This window comes from Hyphomicrobium sp., assembly GCF_051860585.1.
GTDB lineage: Bacteria > Pseudomonadota > Alphaproteobacteria > Rhizobiales > Hyphomicrobiaceae > Hyphomicrobium_C.
The window spans coordinates 193,604-211,915 of the sequence record NZ_JBHYDS010000004.1; the positions used below are offsets into that span (position 1 = coordinate 193,604).

The window sequence follows — 18,312 nt, forward strand, 5'->3', positions numbered from 1 at the left end:
AAAGCCTCGTTTCCCATCAATTCTTGATGAGGCCCTGATTAGGGTGGCACTGCGTCCTGCCCACGCAGCAGATCGTTTTCTACCTCTCTGAGGAATTTAGCATCCAGAAGGGGTTGTTTGGGTCATCCGTTAGCCGGATGACCGCGTGTTTCTTCAAAACGTTGTCTGTCGATATAAGTATCTCGGAACGGATGCTGAAGGCTCGGCCAGCGAGAGCAGCGGACATTGGCAGCGTTCCCAGATCGCTTTTCGTGCGAGCGGAGATAATCGCCATTGTTTCCTGCGGGTTCATATTCGGAAGAGCAATAAGCGCTTCGTGAGGCGCGAATGTTGGATCGATGAATTGGCTGCCCGAATAGATAGTCAGCGCCGGCTCTATGCGGTCGAAAATTTCGTCCGTCATATCCATAACAAGCCGCAACTCACTAACGCTTTGAAATGGTCCGTTCCGCGGTCTTTGAACTAGTGCGGCGATTTCGTAATCGGCAGCCTTCGCGCCATTTAGGCGCTTCGCAGGTGCGGGTTCTCTCCAATCCAAGATCTTGTCTGCGAGCTTATTTGCTGAAGGAATGGGCATGCCGGCCGATTGAAGGAGTCGAACTAGTGTAGGTTGCTCGATGTGGTTGAGGTTAAAGCGGCCGAGTTCGTCCTGAACTGCGATCCTGATGTCGGTATCATTGAATCGAAACGTTTGCTCGATGCCGTCAACGCGCCAACGATGGTCCGGTCGCCGTTCAATCAGTCCGACTATAGCGCGGGCGACGGCAGCTTCATAAGTAGCCTCAAGTCCAGCGCGCTGTGCTGCGTTTCGGGCTAAGCTATAGCTGTTGTTCCCGATTGTTAGCAACGTTGTCGCAAGAACTGTGAGGAGGCCTATTCCCCAAATTACTTGTGCTAAAGCCATCGGTCCATTCCTATTGTGCGACGCATAGCGAGCGATTGGCTCTTCGCTCTAACGCCCTCTACAGCGTTTGGTGAGGGGGTCGTAAGTGCAAGACGCGTCCACCGAGATATCAGGAGACACAACGAACTCCGGCCAAAATCTTGCGTCACCGGGTGGAAATCGCACTCCCACCTTGATCAACAACGGAAGAGCCTGTTGCGGCGGCCAGACATCGGTCCATGTACCGGCAGCATTGGCTGGTCCAACCTGGTAATATGTGAATTCGATGGAAGCGGCACCATTCATCAACTCTCTCTTTTCCGAAGGGTGATTTGGAGCAGCGTGTTCTGGTCGGGAGGTCAACACTAGATCTGCCTGCCCATTGTGGTGTTCGATGTCCACTTGATATCGTGTGCGACCAGCTCCGCCGAGCGCTAACAGGGTTGGCGCCAAAAAGGACATAGAGGTGCTTGTGCCGCGAAAATCCACATAACCCCGCCCCGTTGGATGCACCGAATAAGCTGGGTCTGCACTACGAAGCAGATTGCGGAGTTGGGTTCGAGTGGCAGCGCCGGTGTCGAGCCACTCGGACCGTGTTGTGTTCCTGCCCAGCGTTGACGATCCAACGCGCAACCCGGCGACAAGCAGAATGGTGAGTATAGCCAGTAAGGCTGTCGCAACGAGAAGCTCTACCAAGCTGAAGCCGCTGTCTCGGCGAGTGCGAGGAGCAGTGTACGTCATTGCTTGGTCTTAGGTCCGAGGCGAAGCGTTCGAAGCGCGATCAATTGCTTCCGCGAGTGAACCTCTGCCGACACTGCATAAGCGGCTATTGACCATGCTTTGCGATCGGCTTCGTCACCGAATGACTCAATTTTCATCCGCCAAGTTAGTTCATTTTCTGCTTTACCAGTCACTTCTCCCAGCTTGAGCGGTATCTCTCGTCCCACTTTGTCTAGCAGCGATTGAGCGACGGCTACGGCTTCTACAAGCTCCTCTGCCCGACCAAGAGTTCGCGTAACGCTTGACATCACTTCGAACATAATGCCCAGGGACAGCGTGAGGATCGCTAGTGCAACTAGGAGCTCAACGAGAGCGAAACCTGCGTCGCCCATCCTACAGGCGGGGCGTTGGCCATAGTTCCCTTTGTGCGTCGTTTGCTCAGTGAGCATTTCGGCATTCCCGTTCCCGGTCTTCGCTGTCGCCATTTCAACGCAGAATTCGCCTCGCATCGCGATCGTATTCATTCAGGCCGCGCTTGCTCGTGGGAGCCTGGAGGTTGATCCTCTGTCGATACTCCTCTGTTACGGCGCGCGCTTCGGCGCCGTCCCTAACGACGAGTGGCCGGATGAATATAAGGAGTTCGGTTCGGTCAATCCTGTCGGTCTTGGTGCCAAATGCTGCGCCAATGACCGGAAGATTGCCAAGGATTGGAACCTGCGTTTTGGTGACATTGTCGCGTTCCTGGATCAAACCGCCGAGCGTGAGCACCTCGCCATCGGAGACGACTACAGTCGTCTTGACGCGACGCTGCTGAATTGTCGGAGAGTCGATTCCAGAGCTTGTCGTTCGCGCGACATTGCTCACCTCCTGTTCGATCTCAAGCACCACTCGTCCGGCGTCATTGACACGAGGAGTCACGGCGAGAATGACGCCGGTGTCGCGGAATGAGATTGAATTGACGATGGGGCTGTCTGATTGCCCAACGCCTTGGGCGGTTTGCGTCACGATTGGAACTTGGTCACCAACCTGCAGAATCGCTTTGCGGTTGTCGAGAACCATGAGAGATGGTGCAGAAACCACATTGACTTTCGTGATGCCGGAGACGGCATCGAGCGCCAGGCGCACGTTCGATGCCGAGAAGAAGTAGGAGAAGCCGGGGAATGCGGAAGCTACTGCCCCGCTGACCGCTTCCGAAAGCGTGAACTTGCTTCGATTGGTTTCGAAGAACCACTTCAGGCCGAATTTAAGTTCATCATTGAGTGTGACCTCCGCGATCATGGCCTCGAGCATGACCTGTGTCGGCAGCAGGTCAAGCCTCTGGAGGAACAAGAGGATGCGTTGATACTCCTTAGGCGTGGCCATGATCAGAAGCGAATTGTTTGATTCATCAGCGACCACTTTATTGCCGCTTGCAGTCGTATCTTGGACGACGCTCAGTTGTGTATCTGTGGCGGCTGGTTCTGTGAGCGACCCATGGTCTTTGCTTGTCGGAGAGGCCTCAGTACGAAACGTTCCGGCGATCTCTGTCCTAGCCACGCTTGCAGCTTCTGTTGTGACCATGGCTGGCTCGTGTCCGGGTGCCACGTTGCTCGACATGGGATCTTGAGGCACGCCGCGCGTTAGCATGCGCGACAAGAGATTTGCGAGTTCGGTAGCGGAGCGGTTCTGGATTTTGTAAACGTAGAGCTGCTCCTCACCGTTCTCAGCGAGGCGATCGAGTTTGTCGATCCAAGAACGAGCGGTTTCAAGTTTTTGTTGGTTGGACGAAATGACGAGCACGGTGCTCAAGCGCTTGTTGGGAACGAAGCGGATCACCCCCTGCATCGGCCCTTTTTGGTCGAGGCCGAAGACCGTTTCTAGCTCTTTCACGATCGCGTCCGGATCTGATGTCTTGACTGGGAACATGGCGAAAGACATGCCTTTCAGCCAATCGACATCGAACACTGATACCAAATCGGCGATGTCATCGAGTTCGCGATCTGTGCCTACGGCGACAATGATGTTGCGAGCATCGTCGAGATGGGCGATGGCTCTCTGCGGCCCGATGGGATCAATTAATTTTTTAGCTTCTGTGGCCGATATATTCCGTAGCGGGATGATGCGGGTTTGCACGCCAAGACCTGATTTTCTTTCGCCTCGAGCGAGCGATGAGCCTGATTTATTGACGTTGGCAAGCGGCTCAACGCGGTAATAGCCATCGCTTTTGACGATCGTGGCGTCATTGACCTTCAGCACGCTCTCAAAAACGTCGATCAAAGCTTCCTTCGATACCGCTGCGGTGGTTTGGACCGTGATGTTGCCGACAACCTTGTCGCTAAGCGTGTAGTTCACCTTCAGAATGTCACCGAGGATTGTTCGGGCTGCTTGTGCGATTGGCGCGTTCTGGAGGTTAAGCGTAATGCCGTCATCTCCGGTAGGTGTTGCCGCAACGGAGAAGGGTGGCGAGACCGTTGCAACGAACTCTCCCGTGCCGCGCGAAACGAAGGGCTCGACCGGGGCCGATGCCTCGTGACGTTGCCAGGGAATTGGATTACTGGAAGCGCCCTCCCATAAGTCATTTTGCGCGCGTGAAGCCTGATTTGGCGCGCGGACGGCGGTCGGACCAAGTGGTCCGGAGGGTGCCTCAGGCAACAGGGAGGCAGATTCGCATGCCACCAATAACGTGGCTAGCCACGCAACGGTAACGGCACGGAGACAGGACGCAAGACGCACGAAACACCCCCCCGGGTCTAGAACAGCACTTACGGTTTTCAAATTCAGGATTCATCGACATGTCAGATCTATTGAGCGTCGCGAAATAGCTCCAACTTGGCATGATCGATGCCGAATCTTAATTGGATACTGTCGGGCTCAATGCGATGGAGCGTCCATCCTTGTAAATCGGCACCTTCTGTATACCAATCAAGCGGCGCAGATGGTCCCTCTATTAATGCGCGCCTTTGGGTGCCGTGGGACACGATCCCAAGCAGTCGAAACTGATCCGCGGAAACAATGGGCATGGGCTGAGGTGGAGGTGGCGGCGGCTCGGGCAAGGGGGCGTCGGGAACGGGATAAGCTCGACCCTCAAAGAATATCGGTTCCGCGACAGTGCGCGAGAACGCAATGAGCGATGGGTGTTGGACTAGGACCGCCTTATTATTGGTTGCCGAGACAGGCGGTGAAGTAACTAACGGGATCTCGGGAACGGTTGGTATTTCCAGCAGCCCGTATGCTTGAACGATCAACATCACGGTCGCTACCAAGAGCGCGACAAGCAGCCCAACCTGTCCTACCAAGCGGATCATTTGACCCCCATCGCAGGAGCGTCGCCTGCGCTAGGCCATTTCGCGCCGAAAATGTCCAATTCAACGGCCAATTGTGGAATAACCGACTGGGAGGATTGCTCGACGATCTTGAGTTGATCGCTGAGGTGGAAATGCGCTTTGTCAATGAAAAGGAACGGCTCGGCTGTTTCAATTTCATAAACAATATGATGGATGTCTTCTAGCTGCCCACGAAGCTCAATCTTCAGCCCTAGGTACGTCAGCCCTCCACTTGATTTTTGAGGAAGCGTACGCGCGCTGTTGAGCTGGGAATTGTGCCTGACGACCAGCTCTCGCAACTTTGTTTGCAGCTCCGCAATGATCAGGGCGTCTTCCGTCCCGGCGAGAAAGTTCTTTGCAAACACAGCTATGCGTGTGTCATCGGTCATTTGCCCCATGGAGGGTTCGAGCGCGACGATCCCTTTAAGCCGGGCGATGACGTTGATGGATTCTGCGATGTGGTCCGCGCCGTTGACGTGGATGTTGAGCCAGGGAGCCATTAGCAGCGTCCACGCCATGACGGCGGCCGCGAACAAGCTTAGGATTGCGCCGGCCCGTAAAAGTATCGGCTTAAGGTCTGTATTCCGCAGCGCTGCCAAAACTTCTGTCCTCGTTCGGCTTGGCAACACCTTATGGCGCATAGCTTGGCGTTGCCGACACCGATTGCACCTGCATGCGGATCTGGAAGCGCTCCAAGCCACGTTGTGGATCACGTGTCACGGGCGAAGCAAATGTTAGATCTTTGAAGTGAGGCGATTTGGCGAGAGCACTGATCAATGCACTTGCTGAATGTCCAAACCCATCGACGGTTACGATCCCATCTTCCAGCTCCAATTCGGTTATCCAAGCCGTATTCGGGAGTTTTCTGGTGAGTTCTTCCCACACGTCGACAAGGCGGAATGCATGGGCTTTGCGGAGGTGAACCCGCAAGAGTTGGGCTTCAGTGTTTTCAACGTTGGCGAGCTTCTTGCGTATGGCCGTGGCTTTGTCCGCCAAGCTCGTTCTTTCGGTCTCCAATAGCTCAATCAGCTGCTGTCGACGATAACTTGAAAGACCCGTAACAAGAACGGCAAGAAGAACGAAGACTGCCATACCTACGGAAATGCTTTGGTAAAGGAGGGTTTGAAATGGCGATCTGCGTTCGGCTCGGGGCCACAGGTTGACCGGCAGAATGCCGCCGCTTTCCTCTTGCACCTCAATGGCGACCGGGCGGAGGTGATGTAAGGCGAGGCGGTCAACGACCGGGTCGATATAACTACGTTTTATGATGAGCTGCCGGAAAGATGTGTGCCCCACCAACGGAGAAGGCGAAGCGCACCATCCCCAATATACGTCTTCGCGTCGAAACGGCGTGCTGCGTTCAATGTCGAGAAGGAGCAGTTCGTCCGCATGAGCAAGTGCGGGTGACGGAAAATCATTGGTTCGATCGAGGCAGGCCGAGCTCGGTATGCGTATCGCCGTTGTCAGCAGTGGTCCCCACCGACGCAACTCGTTCCTTAGAACGGAATCGACCGCTTCCCATGGGCCACAGGACAACGGCTTCCCGTGTAGCATTGGATTCTCACTGCCGGATCCCCCGGTGTAGACTTCGTAACTCGTTCCGTGCGCTACAATGGACAAGCGCCTAGGATCGGCTGCCATCCGTATGCGAAGCCGTGTAGGGACAACAGCAAGCAGCTCCGCGCACCACCACCTGAATAAATCACGGCCTGACGCGAGAACGGCCGCGGAGGCGAAGGCCGTGCCTTTGAGCGCTTGCAGGTCGATCACTGTCACAATCCATTTGTACGCGGAACAATAATAGCCGATGCAGGCTCGCGTTGCGAGTTTGATGTCAGGCTGGCATATAACGAATAGTCATAGTACGAATAGTAGAGAGCAACGTACTCTTTTCGTCGAGACCGTTCTGATGCAGCCTGACGCACTTGACGGTCAAGGCCATAGAGAAGAGCCCCTGCCGTGGCGCAATGCGCGCGACCCTCGAATGGCGAGGGCGTTCGTCGACTATCTCCAAGATAAAGGGGATTTAGACGAAATGGCATCTGAACGCGCTGTTGCAGTTCAGACACAGAGTGGGGAACGTATCGATCTGGTCCTCAGTCAGCTGGGCCTGATCTCTGATCAGGCGCTACTCGAAGCATTGGCTGACTTTTGTCGCATCCCCCTCGTAACTCTCGACACAACTCGGGTGCATCCCCAAGCATCCACGCTTACCAATACCGAATTCCTCAGACGCAACCGCGTTGTTCTTTTCGCTGGTAATGAAGATCAGGTGGTAGTCGCCGTTTCGGACCCGTTCGCTAAGGAATTGGCTGACGCTGTCGCATACTCCATCGAACGGCCCGTGAGTATGGTTTTGATGTCGGTTCGGGATATGGATTTGGCGCTGGCGCGTCTCTACGGTACCGACGAACTCGATGAAGTGCCTTCGGCAGGCGAAGAATCTCGGGCGGGCTCATACGAAGATGATATCCAGAGTCTTCGAGACATGGCGAGCGAGGCGCCAATCATTCGCTTGGTCCACCGTCTGATTATTTCTGCGGTGGATGAGCGCGCGTCTGATATTCACATCGAGCCAGGTATCGATTGCGTGCGGGTTCGGTTCCGTGTCGATGGCGTGATGCATGAAGTCGAGCGTTTGTCGCCAGATACGCAGGCGGGGGTTGCGACGCGCATCAAGATCCTCGGCAAGCTCAACATTGCGGAGCGACGTCTGCCACAGGACGGACGGGCGACCTTCGTTGTCGGCGGACGCGAGTTAGATCTTCGCATTTCTACAGCGCCGGTCTTGCATGGCGAGAGCGTGGTTCTCCGAATACTGGATCCAGACATCGAAAATCTTGATTTCCCCGCCCTTGGATTTGATCGAAGCACCGAAGACGGGTTGTCTCAGCTTCTTCGGCAGCCCAACGGCACTATCCTGGTCACCGGTCCCACCGGCAGCGGAAAGACGACAACGCTCTACTCTGCGCTGGCGAGACTTAACTCCGTGGAACGAAAAATATTCACGGTCGAGGATCCAATCGAGTATCAGCTCCCTGGCATCAATCAGATGCAGGTCAAGCCTCAGATTGGTCTCGACTTTGTCGGCTGCCTGCGTTCCATCCTCCGCCAGGATCCCGATATCATCATGATTGGCGAGATGCGTGACTCGGAGACCGCTCGTACGGCGATAAGGGCGGCGTTGACCGGGCACCTCGTGCTTTCGACGTTGCATACGAATAATGCGGCCGCCTCGGTTATACGTCTCCTGGATATGGGTGTTGAAGATTTCCTGCTCGCTTCAAGTCTTTCGGGAGTTCTTGCTCAGCGGCTTGTGCGACGGCTCTGCCAGGACTGTGCCATGCCGCTCGCGCGAGGTGATGCGGAGAACTTGTACAATCGTTTGATCGGCGAAATTGGAGCTGCTCATGATCTTCCTCCGCTTCGGCTCAAGCGGCCTGTCGGATGTTCGGCGTGCAAGGGATCTGGTTTCCGCGGTCGAACCACAATTTCCGAGTTGCTCGTCATTGACGATGAGCTGCGCGCAGCCATAAAGCGTGTCGCGACCGACCGCGAGATTGAAGACCTTGCCAAGCGTAGGGGGATGCAAACCCTTTACCAGAACGGCCTCGACAAAGTGTTCGGGGGAGAGACCACGATCGAAGAAGTGCTGAGGGCCACGCGCGTATAGGCCATGCCACCATTTCATTATCAAGCCTACACCAAATCCGGGCATGTCGAATCTGGATTGATTGAGGCCCGATCGCAGGCCGATGCGACAAAGGTATTGTATGACCGGGGGCTCCTTCCTTTCAGGACAGAAGCCGCTGAAGCAGGTCCGCGGCGGACTTCGCTGCGGCTCACTCTAACTCGAAGGTTGTCACTTTCGGACTATGGTCATTTTGCTCGAGAACTTTCCGTATTGACGAATGCGGGTCTTCCACTCGATCACGCTCTGCGTCTCATGACGGAACAGGCATCTAGTTCGCAACTAAGGGATCTATTTCAAAAGTTGCTCGACGGCGTTGTTGCCGGCGCATCGCTTTCATTGGCCTTCGAGCGACATGCGACCGCTGCACCGCGTTATATTGCAAGTCTGATCCGTGCGGGCGAGGCACGAGGACATCTCGGCTTGGCACTGGCCGATCTGGGCAGCTTTCTCCATAAGCGCGCCGACTTCGAAGCGCGTGTGCGATCGGCGTTGACCTATCCGTTTGTACTCGCCGTCACCGCGCTTGTCGCGTTGGCCTTGATGATCTCCTTTCTAATTCCAGCGATTCTTCCACTGTTCGACGATGCTAATGTCGAACCGCCCTTGGCTCTCACAATCGGTCACGTGGTGGGTATCTACTTTTCCGAGTCGTGGCCGGTCCTTCTCGCGGCGATCATATTCGTCATGTTTGTCGTTTCGCGGATCTTGCGCGGCGAGCGCGCGCAATTAGCCCTGGATCGGCTTTTGCTCCGCATTCCGCTCATTGGGGACATCTTACGCAAGATCAATGTTGCTATTCTCTCGCGAACGCTTGGCACACTTCTCCGAAACGGAGTTGCGCTTGTGCCCGCGCTCACCATGACGGCAGCCGTTGTTCCGTCCCGTCCATTTTCGCTTGCACTCCGAGCCGCAGCGGTCAAAGTAAGAGAAGGGCGGCGCTTGGCCTCCATTGTCTCGCACGCGCCAGAATTACCTCGGTTGTTGACGCGGTTCATTGCTATCGGAGAGGAATCGAGCAAGCTCGATGAAATGCTGCTTCATCTTGCCGCCATTTCCGACGGCGAAGTAGAGCGGCAATTTGATGGTCTCATGAAGGTGTTACCAGCCTTACTTACAATCGTCATTGGCACTGTTGTGGGTGGGCTCATCTTATCGGTGCTGCAGGCGCTACTGAGTGTCAATCAACTTGCGGTGCAGTGATTGCGAGACAAGCATGCAAATTCCAAAGTGGGTGAGCGTGGGTTTTCACTGGTCGAACTCCTCGTTGCGATGGGTATTCTGGCTTTGATCCTGGCGGCCATCGAGACCGATACGCGACGTGCAACGACGTCGTTTGAATTTCGCGCGTTGACGATTCAAATGGCGGTTGATCTGCGTAAAGCCCGTACCACGGCGATCGCAAACTCGCGCGATGTCGGGTTCGCGTTCAACGCGAGCGAGCGATGGTACCAAGTGGACGGTCGTGACCGAATTCCAATACCAGCGTCTGCGCAGATGACCTTAGTCACGGCGAAATCTTACGTGCGCAGCATCGACGATGCGCGCCTCGTATTTTTCCGTGACGGCAGCTCGACAGGTGGAACCATCACGTTGCTGATGGACAAAGTTCGTCAGTCCATTAGCATTGATTGGCTGACGGGCCGGGTGCAGTTGGAACCACCATTGCCGAGCGGTTAGCAATTCGGATCCGTCACTGAACTTACTTAAGGCTGGAGATGTCGGTGTCCTCGCCTCCTCCTCCTGGCACTCCATCGCGTCCCAGGCTGAAAATCTCGAAATCTCCCTTTAGGGCGGAGTACTTATAACCGTATGGGCGGCCCCATGGGTCCACCAGCGCGGCTTCTTTTTTGATATAGGGCCCATTCCAGCGCGCGTTCTGTGGCGGGGTCTCGATGAGAGCCTTGAGGCCGATTTCCTGCGGAGGGTAAGCGTTGCTATCCAGGAAGTAGAGCTCGACTGCATTCGTCAGGCTATTGAGCTGAGTGCGAGCCGTCGTTGCTTTGGCCGTGCCCAGATAGCCGAGGACCTGTGGACCGGCGATGCTTGCGACCAACGCCAAGATGCCCAGAACGACGAGGAGCTCTATCAGGGTCAAGCCAGCGTCTGCAGACGTGATGGCGGACCTCTCAGAGGTATGGCGCGCGCTCAGGTGACGGCAGGTTTGCCACTGAATGAAAGCCGAGACCGCTTGATTGATAGTTCGCATCTACTCGCTCCGACCGCAATCATTCCGCTTGCAGAGAAGGTAGCTATCACGGATCAATCCGCCTTGCTACGACGCAGCCAGCACGGTTTTCCGCTCTCGAGATGCGGGCTCTGGCAGGGCAAGATCGTGAGGGGGCGGTCCAAATGGTCGTGACATCCGCACTTGATCCTTCGGCCATAGCGTTGTCCGTGGCACTTGCCGCCATTCTTATCGTCGTCGTTCTCGTAGACGTCCGCGAAATGCGGATTCCGGACGCCTGCAATGCAGCTATCTTGGCGCTTGGCTTGCTGGCATGTGCGGTGCTTCACCATCAAACAGTGGCATGGGGCGCGCTTTCCGCCGGTGCCGGGTTTCTAGCTATGGACACAATACGAGTTGTCTATTGGAAGGTTCGTAACGTTGAAGGGTTGGGGCGGGGCGACATCAAATTCGTCGCGGCCGGGGCATCCTGGATTGGGCTTGAAGCTCTACCGCACATGATCCTCGTGGCGGCCGTGATCGCGCTCTTTTGGCAATTTGCCGCTGCGGCTCGAGGCCGATCTATATCGATGACGACGGCTGTTCCTTTTGGTCCCTTTCTTGCCTGTGCTCTTTGGGCGGTGTGGCTCACGAAGGCATAGCTGTGCGTCACCATTGCTGGGGCGACATCTCTCCAGTTTTTGCGGGTGTTACAGTTCACTTGTAGCGTGTCGGATTTGCCGCGTGGGAACTTTGAACATTGTGCCGTACCAATTTCAATGTAAGTTGTCGCCGTATACGGAACGTCGTAGGGCGGAGTTTGACCCAAGATAAAGTCGTTTCGGGGGCGCAACAGGTACGGCTCGTCGAGTGTGGCAAGCGTGGGAGTTGCTGCGGAGCTGTGTGAGGGACACGGGGGGCTGCTTTTGCTATTCAAGGCAGGGCCGGAGTCTGAGCCATCGGCGGTCGAACGCAATTTTGTAATCGATCCCGCTCTCAGCTTCGATACGTCGGGGCGTCGACGCGCCTCGGTCGGTCAACAGCGTTTTCAAAATGTCCATTGGGGAAATGCGATGCGCGCAACTGGAAGCCGCACGGCGATGACGTTTGACTGGAGCAGCGCGAAAAGAGCGGCCGTCTTTGTAGCGCAACTTGCGACGTTGGCCATCGTCCTCGGCACGGGCGGGCGGCAAGCTAAGGCTCAGGCTTCCGCGGCAGAACCTCCTCGAGCTGCTTTGCCAGTCAGCGCGGCCAAATCCACGCCCGCCAGCTTTAACGGCAGCTTCAGCAAGGACGTTGCAATTGAGGTTCCCGTATTCCGTGGCATGGAACCGAAAATATCTCTTGATTATAGTTCAGGGAGTGGTCTCAGCTCGGGTGGCTTGAATGCGGGGTGGATCGGAGTTGGCTGGTCTCTCAAAGGGATCCCCGATATCGTGCGGTCATCGCGACCGGACGGTACGCCGAAGTTCAACACAAGCGACGTGTATCAGCTCGACGGTCAAGAGCTTGTGGCCTGTGCAGTGCTTGTCAGTAGTCCAAGTTGCTCCAACGGAGGAACGCACGCTGGTCGTACAGAGACTTACCGGCGGATCAATTTTACGTCGAACATTTGGACGGTAACGTCTGAGGACGGCACGCGGTCGATCTTCAAAGCTGTGTCGACATGGGGATCAACGGTTGATTCGTCCGATTCCAACCCGACGCTGATCCGAGACAGCTACCGGTGGCTGCTGGCCGAGGTGATCGATACTAGCGGTAACATCGTGACGTATAGCTACGGGTGCCGCACGCTGCCGGTCTGCTATCCGAGCACGATCATTTACAATGGCACCGAGGTTCGTTTTATTTCGGTTGATTTGGCTGGATACCAAACCAAGGCAACCGGCCGTGGACTAGCCAAACTTGACCGTCAATTGGCGCGTGTCGAGATCCGTACGAGCGGCACCCAAGTCGGGGCATACGCGCTCGTGCGAGAGGCTAGTCCATCGACAGGGCGAGTTCGGCTGAAGTCCGTCCAGCAGTTCGGCTCGGGCTGGACCGTCGACGCAGCGGGAGTTGTTTCTGGCACCTCATTGCCGCCGACGACGTTCTTATATGCAAACAGCACCGTCGGATTCACTCTTGGTTCCCAGACACTCAATGGTGCGAGCGCTCTCACCTTTAATCACGTCGGTGATTTCAATGGCGATGGAATTCATGACGTTCTTGTTGCTACTGAGACAACAGCGGGCCAATGCGCCATCACGATAAAGCTCTCTACGGCTGCGTCGTTCACTCAGCCGACTATCGTCCACCCGGTTTCCGGCGGTCTCTATCAATGTACTCCCAGACATAATCTGTATGACCAGGACGAGTATACATCCGGGCCGCAATCCGAAGTGGACGTGCTTCCAGGCTTTGGAATTCGAGTCGCTGATTTTGATGGAGACGGGCGTTCTGATTTCGCTATTGCGCTAAAGCAGTCGTACATAAAAGTATACCTCAGCAGCTTTAATGCCGGAAGCAATACTCTAACGATATCTGCGCCACATTCGATCGCGACGGGATGGCCTGCTTCAAGCTATGCATTTTACCCATTTTATGGCCCGGGCGTAATTCAAGATTTCGATGGCGATGACAAAACGGATATTCTCACCATATATGTTCAAACCGGCGCAAAATTACATAAATACAATGGGAGCGTGTTTGTCGGAAATGCCGTTACTTATCCGTCTGGTTTTTCGTACACTACCTCTCAGCAATTCGCCGGTGATTACGATGGAGACGGATCAACGGGGGTGTTTTCAGATCATGCAGCAACACCTAATTACACCTATAAATGGTACAATTTATCAAGTTCTCAATTGGCTCTCGCGCACTCCGCAGTCGTGCCAATGGTTAATATACCGCCATTAAACTACAAAGGACTTCAACGAACGGCTGCCGGAGATTTTAATGGCGACGGATTAACGGATCTCGTAATAGTCACCAATCATGGTGAATCTTCGGATGTGTACGCCGTCCGTGTGTTGTATTCCACCGGCTCGGGCTTTCGCGCCGGGGAGCTCGTGACAGCCGGGGTAGGTTCGCGCGGCACCGTAAACGTGCAGGACATTGATGGTGACGGTCTGGCTGACGTGTTGCTATCGACCGCGTCTCACCCTGACCCAAGCGTAACGACGATCTATCCGATGTTAGCTTTCTTGAGCCGCGGAGGCGAGACTTGGGAGAGGCGAGAACTCAACGCATTACCCGTTCATGGCGTAGCGGACCTCAATGGTGATGGCAGAGCTGATATCATTGAAAGCACATTTAATTGGGCACGCCTGTCGGGGTCCTCTGTCGGACGGGTATATTACTCCAACAGTGGCATTCCCGATCTTCTGATTGGGATTGTCGGTCCACTCGGTGCGACGTCGACGATCACATACACACCTTCGACGACGTGGGGTTCGACGCCCGGGACGAAGCTTCCGTTTGTGATGCAGACGGTGTCGTCGATCACGGTCAACGACGGCCGCGGTGGTGTCGCGACGACGAACTACACGTACGCGGGGGGCGTGTATCACCATGCGGAGCGGCAGTTCCTCGGCTTCCGGACGGTGACGGAGACACAGCCTTGCAATGCTGGCGAAACGGTGTGCCCTGTGAAGGAGTACACGTTCCGCCAGGACCTGGCGTCGTACGGCCAGCTCGAGAGGCTGGTCGAGAAGACCACGGCGGGCACCGTTCACCGCGAGCAGGTTGAGACCTATGCGGTTAACGCGACGACGCCACCGTACTGGGCGAAGAACACTGTATCCGAAGAACGGTTGGTGTTCGGCTCGACGATAAAACGCAAGTCCGTCACGCGGACGTTCGATGCGTATCTCAATGTCACGCAGGAGGTGCAGTCCGGCGATCTGGCGGTAACTGGTGACGAGCGCAAGACGGTGCGAGTGTATTACCCCAACACGTCAGCGTATATCGTCAATAAGCCCGCCCGTGAGCTTTCGTACGGGGTGGATGGCACGACGATCCTGTCCGATATCCGCCACTACTACGATGGCTCTGCGGTCCTATCGACTCCGCCCACGAAGGGCGATGTAACGCGGACCGATCGGTGGCTCAATATCGGCAACGCACTGGTATCGTCGAGTGCGACCTACGACAGCTACGGCAACAAGCTGACGGAGACCGACGAGGTCGGCAACCAGACCGCATACACCTACGATCCGACCTACCACCTGTATGTCACGGAGACCCGCAACCCGCTGTTCTTCGCTGGCGACACGCGCCAGAAGACCACTGCGACGTGGAACTTCGTGTGCGGCAAGGAGGCCACCACCACCGACATCGACGGTCAGGTGACGAACTACACGTACGATGCTCTGTGTCGGCCGCTGACGGTGACGAAGCCGGGCGGCGACTTCACTACCTATGCCTACGCTAACATCGGCAACCCGCAGACCCAGTCGGTGACGATCTCGACGCCGGCCGCGGACGGCAGCGGGCCGCTTTGGACGCGGACGCATCACGATGGCTTCGGCCGGGTTTATCGTAAGACCACGAAGGGCCCGCAGGTTGGCAAGGATATCATCGTCGATGAGGCCTGGGGCCGGCGCGACACCGTCGTCAGTCGGTCGGAGCCGTACTATACGGGCGAGACGATCTACACGGGGCAGCTGGCCTACGATGCGCTCGACCGTCTGATCAAGACGACGCGTCCAGACACCACGACGGTCCTGACGGCCTACGGCGCCAGCTCTCAGGCGTTCCTATCGGAGACGACGACAGACGAGCTGAATCGCCAGAGCATCGCGCACAAGGATGCCTACGGCAACACCGTCCGCGCCGAGCGGGCTAATGGGGCGTCGCTCATTCGCGTCACCAAGACTTATGATGCGCTCGATCAGCTGGTGGGTGTCGCTGATCATCCGGGCAATCAGTGGACCTATACCTACGATACCCTGTCGCGCCGTACTCGGGTGGTCGATCCCGATCTCGGCACGTGGACGTACAGCTACGATGCGGCGGGTCAGCTGCTCGAGCAAACCGATGCCAAAGGGCAGAAGACAGCCGTCACCTACGATGGTCTGGGTCGCGTCCTGACCAAGACGGTGCTGGCTGGGACTGCCGGGGCCGAGACGACGACCAGCACCTACGACGAGGTCCGCTCGGGCTTCTTCAACGGTGGCAAGCTGACGACGGTGGCAGGGCCGGCAGCGACGATCCGCTACGACCATAATGCCAGCGGCCGTCGCGTGCGAGACACTTATGTCGTCGATGGCCAAAGCTATGTGACGACAACCACCCTCGACGCCGGAGAGCGAATAAAGGGGCGCAGCTACCCGGATGGCGATGCGGTTGGAACCACCGCTACGCCCTGGACCTATGATGGCGCGGGGCGGCTATCTACAATCCCCGGCTTGATCACATCGGCCACATACGATGCTCGCGGACAGACAAAAAGCATTGCTTACGCCAATGGCGTCAGCACGACCTTCACCTATAACGCCTCGCGTGGATGGCTGGCGTCTCTCCAGACGGCAGGAGGCAGCGGCACGCTGCTGTCCTATACCTATGTCCGGGATGCTTCCGGCCGCATCCTCTCAGTGACGAGCCCGATGGCGGGCGAGGGGTGGAGCTATGAGTACGATGCGCTCGATCAGCTGTTGGTGGCGACCAACACCGCCAATGCGGCCCTGAGCCAGACCTTCAGCTACGACACCGCCTTCAACATGACGTCGAACTCGGGGTTGGGAGCCTATATTTATCCGGCCGCAGGAACGGCGCGCCCGCATGCGCCGACCTCTGTCAATGGATTGCCGTACATCTATGACGACAACGGCAACCTCCTGAGCGGCGGCGAGCGGAGCTACGAATGGGACGGAGAGAACCTACCGAAGACGATCGCGTTGGGCAGCAGCACCTCGACGGTCTTTACGTATGGTCCGGATGGGGCGCGCCTCAAGAAGACGACGAGCACCGGTGCGGGTGGCCGGACGACGCTGTACCTTGGGGCCGACCTCGAGCTCTCGCCCGATGAGACGTCGGGGACGTTGGTGTGGAGCAAGTACCCACACAGCGATGCCAAGAAGCAAGGAACGGCGATCACCTTCCTGCATCGTGACCATCTGAAGACGGTGCGCGCCATCACCGACGCGACGGGCTCCGAGAAGCAGCGGACGGTCTATCGTCCGTTCGGCGACAAGGCCTCGCAGGCGAGCACCTACAAGGAGGAGAAGGGCTTCATCGGCGAGCGCCACGACGCTGAGACGGGTCTGATGTACCTCAACGCGCGTTACTACGACCCAGGCCTCGGCCGCTTCGTGTCGCCGGACTGGTGGGATCCGGACAAGGAGGGCGTCGGCACCAACCGCTACGCTTACGCCGGCAACGATCCCGTCAACAAGAGCGATCCCAACGGGCACTACTGGCAGTACATGGCCGGCGGTATCGTCGGCGGCATGTTCGGTGGCGGTATGGAGATCGCCAACCAGTATGCTCAGGGTAAGGGCTACAACGCGGCTCGTATCGGAGCAGCGGCTGTTGGCGGTGCTGTCGCTGGCGTCACCGGCGTGCACAGCGTCGGTGCCAACCTGGTGAAACAAGGAGCGAGCTACATCGGAAGTTCCATCGCCGGCGGTACCGCAACACGCGCCGTGCTCGGTGAGAAGACCACAGCAGGCAACATCTTCATGGACGGCCTCGGCGGCGTCGGAGGAGGCATTCTCGGGCAAGGGATTGGGAAAGCTGCAAAGTGGTTGGGACGGGAGACCGCAAACGGAGCAATTGATACAATCGGAGCAAAAAGCGCAAAACAGGGCGCGGATTTATCTCGCCACCTTGGATATTCCGAAAGGTATGGACAGGGCGGTGTGAAGGATCTCCAGAATGGGCGCCTACGATATTATGGCACAATAGACTCTGCGAGATCGGCTGGAGATATGTCCGGCAGACGTTACGTTCATGAATTCAATCCAGCCAATGGTACATCTCGAGGATGGCATGAAACGCTAGATCATGCTGGAAATGTGCGGCAAGTGCGGCCACAGCTCAGTGGTGACGGAAAAACACACTACATTTTCGATAGCGCTGGGCGGTATATCGGAGCGCGATAATGGAACTGAATATCGAGGCTGTGCGCAGAGTTTTTGAGGACCTCCTTGATGGTCGCATATCTCGCGAAGAAGCAGATAAGTGGGCAAGATTCGTGGTTCAGGAGGAGGAAAGTGGTAGAACTATATATGTACCGGCTCAGGAAAAGGCTCGCATTTGGCGAGCAGTAATGTACCTCAACGGTGTCGATCTGAAGAATTTCTTGCAAGGAGAAATCTTGACTGAAGTTGGAACCTATCTCCACTCGGACGAGGATATCCGCGAAACGATGCAAAAATTGTTCGATGGCGAATCCTAGCTTGTGTGCCGCCTAATGGCGCGACGACACACATCGCCGATGCCACAGGCGCTGGAGGCGCCCACAAGGGGGCGAAGGGCTTCGTCGGCGAGAGCCACGATGCCGAGGCAGGGCTGATGTACCTCAACGCCCGTGTCGGCAATCGCCTCGGTCGCGCCGCTAGACATC

13 protein-coding genes are annotated in these 18,312 nt (G+C 56.6%); 6 read left to right on the forward strand and 7 right to left on the reverse strand.

Annotated elements, in window-relative coordinates:
* Positions 1-79 precede the first annotated feature (79 nt).
* The 6 genes from ACTIFK_RS08385 to ACTIFK_RS08410 form a co-directional block, all read right to left on the reverse strand.
* A complete protein-coding gene (locus ACTIFK_RS08385; protein WP_439542608.1) occupies positions 80-904 on the reverse strand; it encodes a general secretion pathway protein GspK in 825 nt (274 codons plus the stop codon).
* A gap of 48 nt (positions 905-952) precedes the next feature.
* Positions 953-1,624, reverse strand: a complete 672-nt coding sequence (locus ACTIFK_RS08390; protein ID WP_439542609.1) for a prepilin-type N-terminal cleavage/methylation domain-containing protein — start codon at positions 1,622-1,624, stop codon at positions 953-955.
* Positions 1,621-2,127, reverse strand: coding sequence for a PulJ/GspJ family protein (locus ACTIFK_RS08395; RefSeq protein ID WP_439542610.1), 507 nt, complete (start codon positions 2,125-2,127; stop codon positions 1,621-1,623). Before ACTIFK_RS08395 ends, ACTIFK_RS08390 begins: the two co-directional genes overlap by 4 nt.
* Entirely contained in the window at positions 2,090-4,003 is a 1,914-nt protein-coding gene (gene gspD, locus ACTIFK_RS08400; protein ID WP_439542762.1) for a type II secretion system secretin GspD, read from the reverse strand. The genes ACTIFK_RS08395 and gspD overlap by 38 nt, the downstream gene beginning before the upstream one ends.
* 880 nt (positions 4,004-4,883) lie before the next feature.
* On the reverse strand, positions 4,884-5,546 hold the full coding sequence (gene gspM, locus ACTIFK_RS08405; RefSeq protein ID WP_439542611.1) for a type II secretion system protein GspM: 663 nt from the start codon (positions 5,544-5,546) through the stop codon (positions 4,884-4,886).
* A complete protein-coding gene (locus tag ACTIFK_RS08410; protein WP_439542612.1) occupies positions 5,536-6,459 on the reverse strand; it encodes a PilN domain-containing protein in 924 nt (307 codons plus the stop codon). Before ACTIFK_RS08410 ends, gspM begins: the two co-directional genes overlap by 11 nt.
* Positions 6,460-6,814: 355 nt before the next feature.
* Between ACTIFK_RS08410 and ACTIFK_RS08415 the strand changes: the two genes are divergently transcribed.
* The 3 genes from ACTIFK_RS08415 to ACTIFK_RS08425 are packed head-to-tail and all read left to right on the forward strand — an operon-like array spanning position 6,815 to position 10,276.
* The gene (locus ACTIFK_RS08415) at positions 6,815-8,578 is read left to right on the forward strand and encodes a GspE/PulE family protein (RefSeq protein WP_439542613.1); all 1,764 of its coding nucleotides are present in this window, start codon (positions 6,815-6,817) and stop codon (positions 8,576-8,578) included.
* Between the two features lie 3 nt (positions 8,579-8,581).
* Positions 8,582-9,799: a type II secretion system F family protein gene (locus ACTIFK_RS08420; protein ID WP_439542614.1), complete on the forward strand. Its 1,218-nt coding sequence runs from the start codon at positions 8,582-8,584 to the stop codon at positions 9,797-9,799.
* Positions 9,800-10,276, forward strand: a complete 477-nt coding sequence (locus ACTIFK_RS08425; protein WP_439542615.1) for a GspH/FimT family pseudopilin — start codon at positions 9,800-9,802, stop codon at positions 10,274-10,276.
* 22 nt (positions 10,277-10,298) lie between these two features.
* Here the strand turns inward: ACTIFK_RS08425 and gspG are convergent, their stop codons facing one another.
* Positions 10,299-10,805, reverse strand: coding sequence for a type II secretion system major pseudopilin GspG (gene gspG / locus ACTIFK_RS08430; RefSeq protein ID WP_439542616.1), 507 nt, complete (start codon positions 10,803-10,805; stop codon positions 10,299-10,301).
* A 143-nt stretch (positions 10,806-10,948) separates the two neighbouring features.
* Here gspG and ACTIFK_RS08435 point away from each other — a divergent pair, with 143 nt between their 5' ends.
* The 3 genes from ACTIFK_RS08435 (at position 10,949) to ACTIFK_RS08445 (ending at position 18,144) form a co-directional block, all read left to right on the forward strand.
* The gene (locus tag ACTIFK_RS08435; protein ID WP_439542617.1) at positions 10,949-11,425 is read left to right on the forward strand and encodes a prepilin peptidase; all 477 of its coding nucleotides are present in this window, start codon (positions 10,949-10,951) and stop codon (positions 11,423-11,425) included.
* A 264-nt stretch (positions 11,426-11,689) separates the two neighbouring features.
* Positions 11,690-17,848: a toxin TcdB middle/N-terminal domain-containing protein gene (locus tag ACTIFK_RS08440; RefSeq protein WP_439542618.1), complete on the forward strand. Its 6,159-nt coding sequence runs from the start codon at positions 11,690-11,692 to the stop codon at positions 17,846-17,848.
* Positions 17,848-18,144, forward strand: coding sequence for a hypothetical protein (locus tag ACTIFK_RS08445; protein ID WP_439542619.1), 297 nt, complete (start codon positions 17,848-17,850; stop codon positions 18,142-18,144). Before ACTIFK_RS08440 ends, ACTIFK_RS08445 begins: the two co-directional genes overlap by 1 nt.
* The last annotated feature ends 168 nt before the right edge of the window (positions 18,145-18,312 follow it).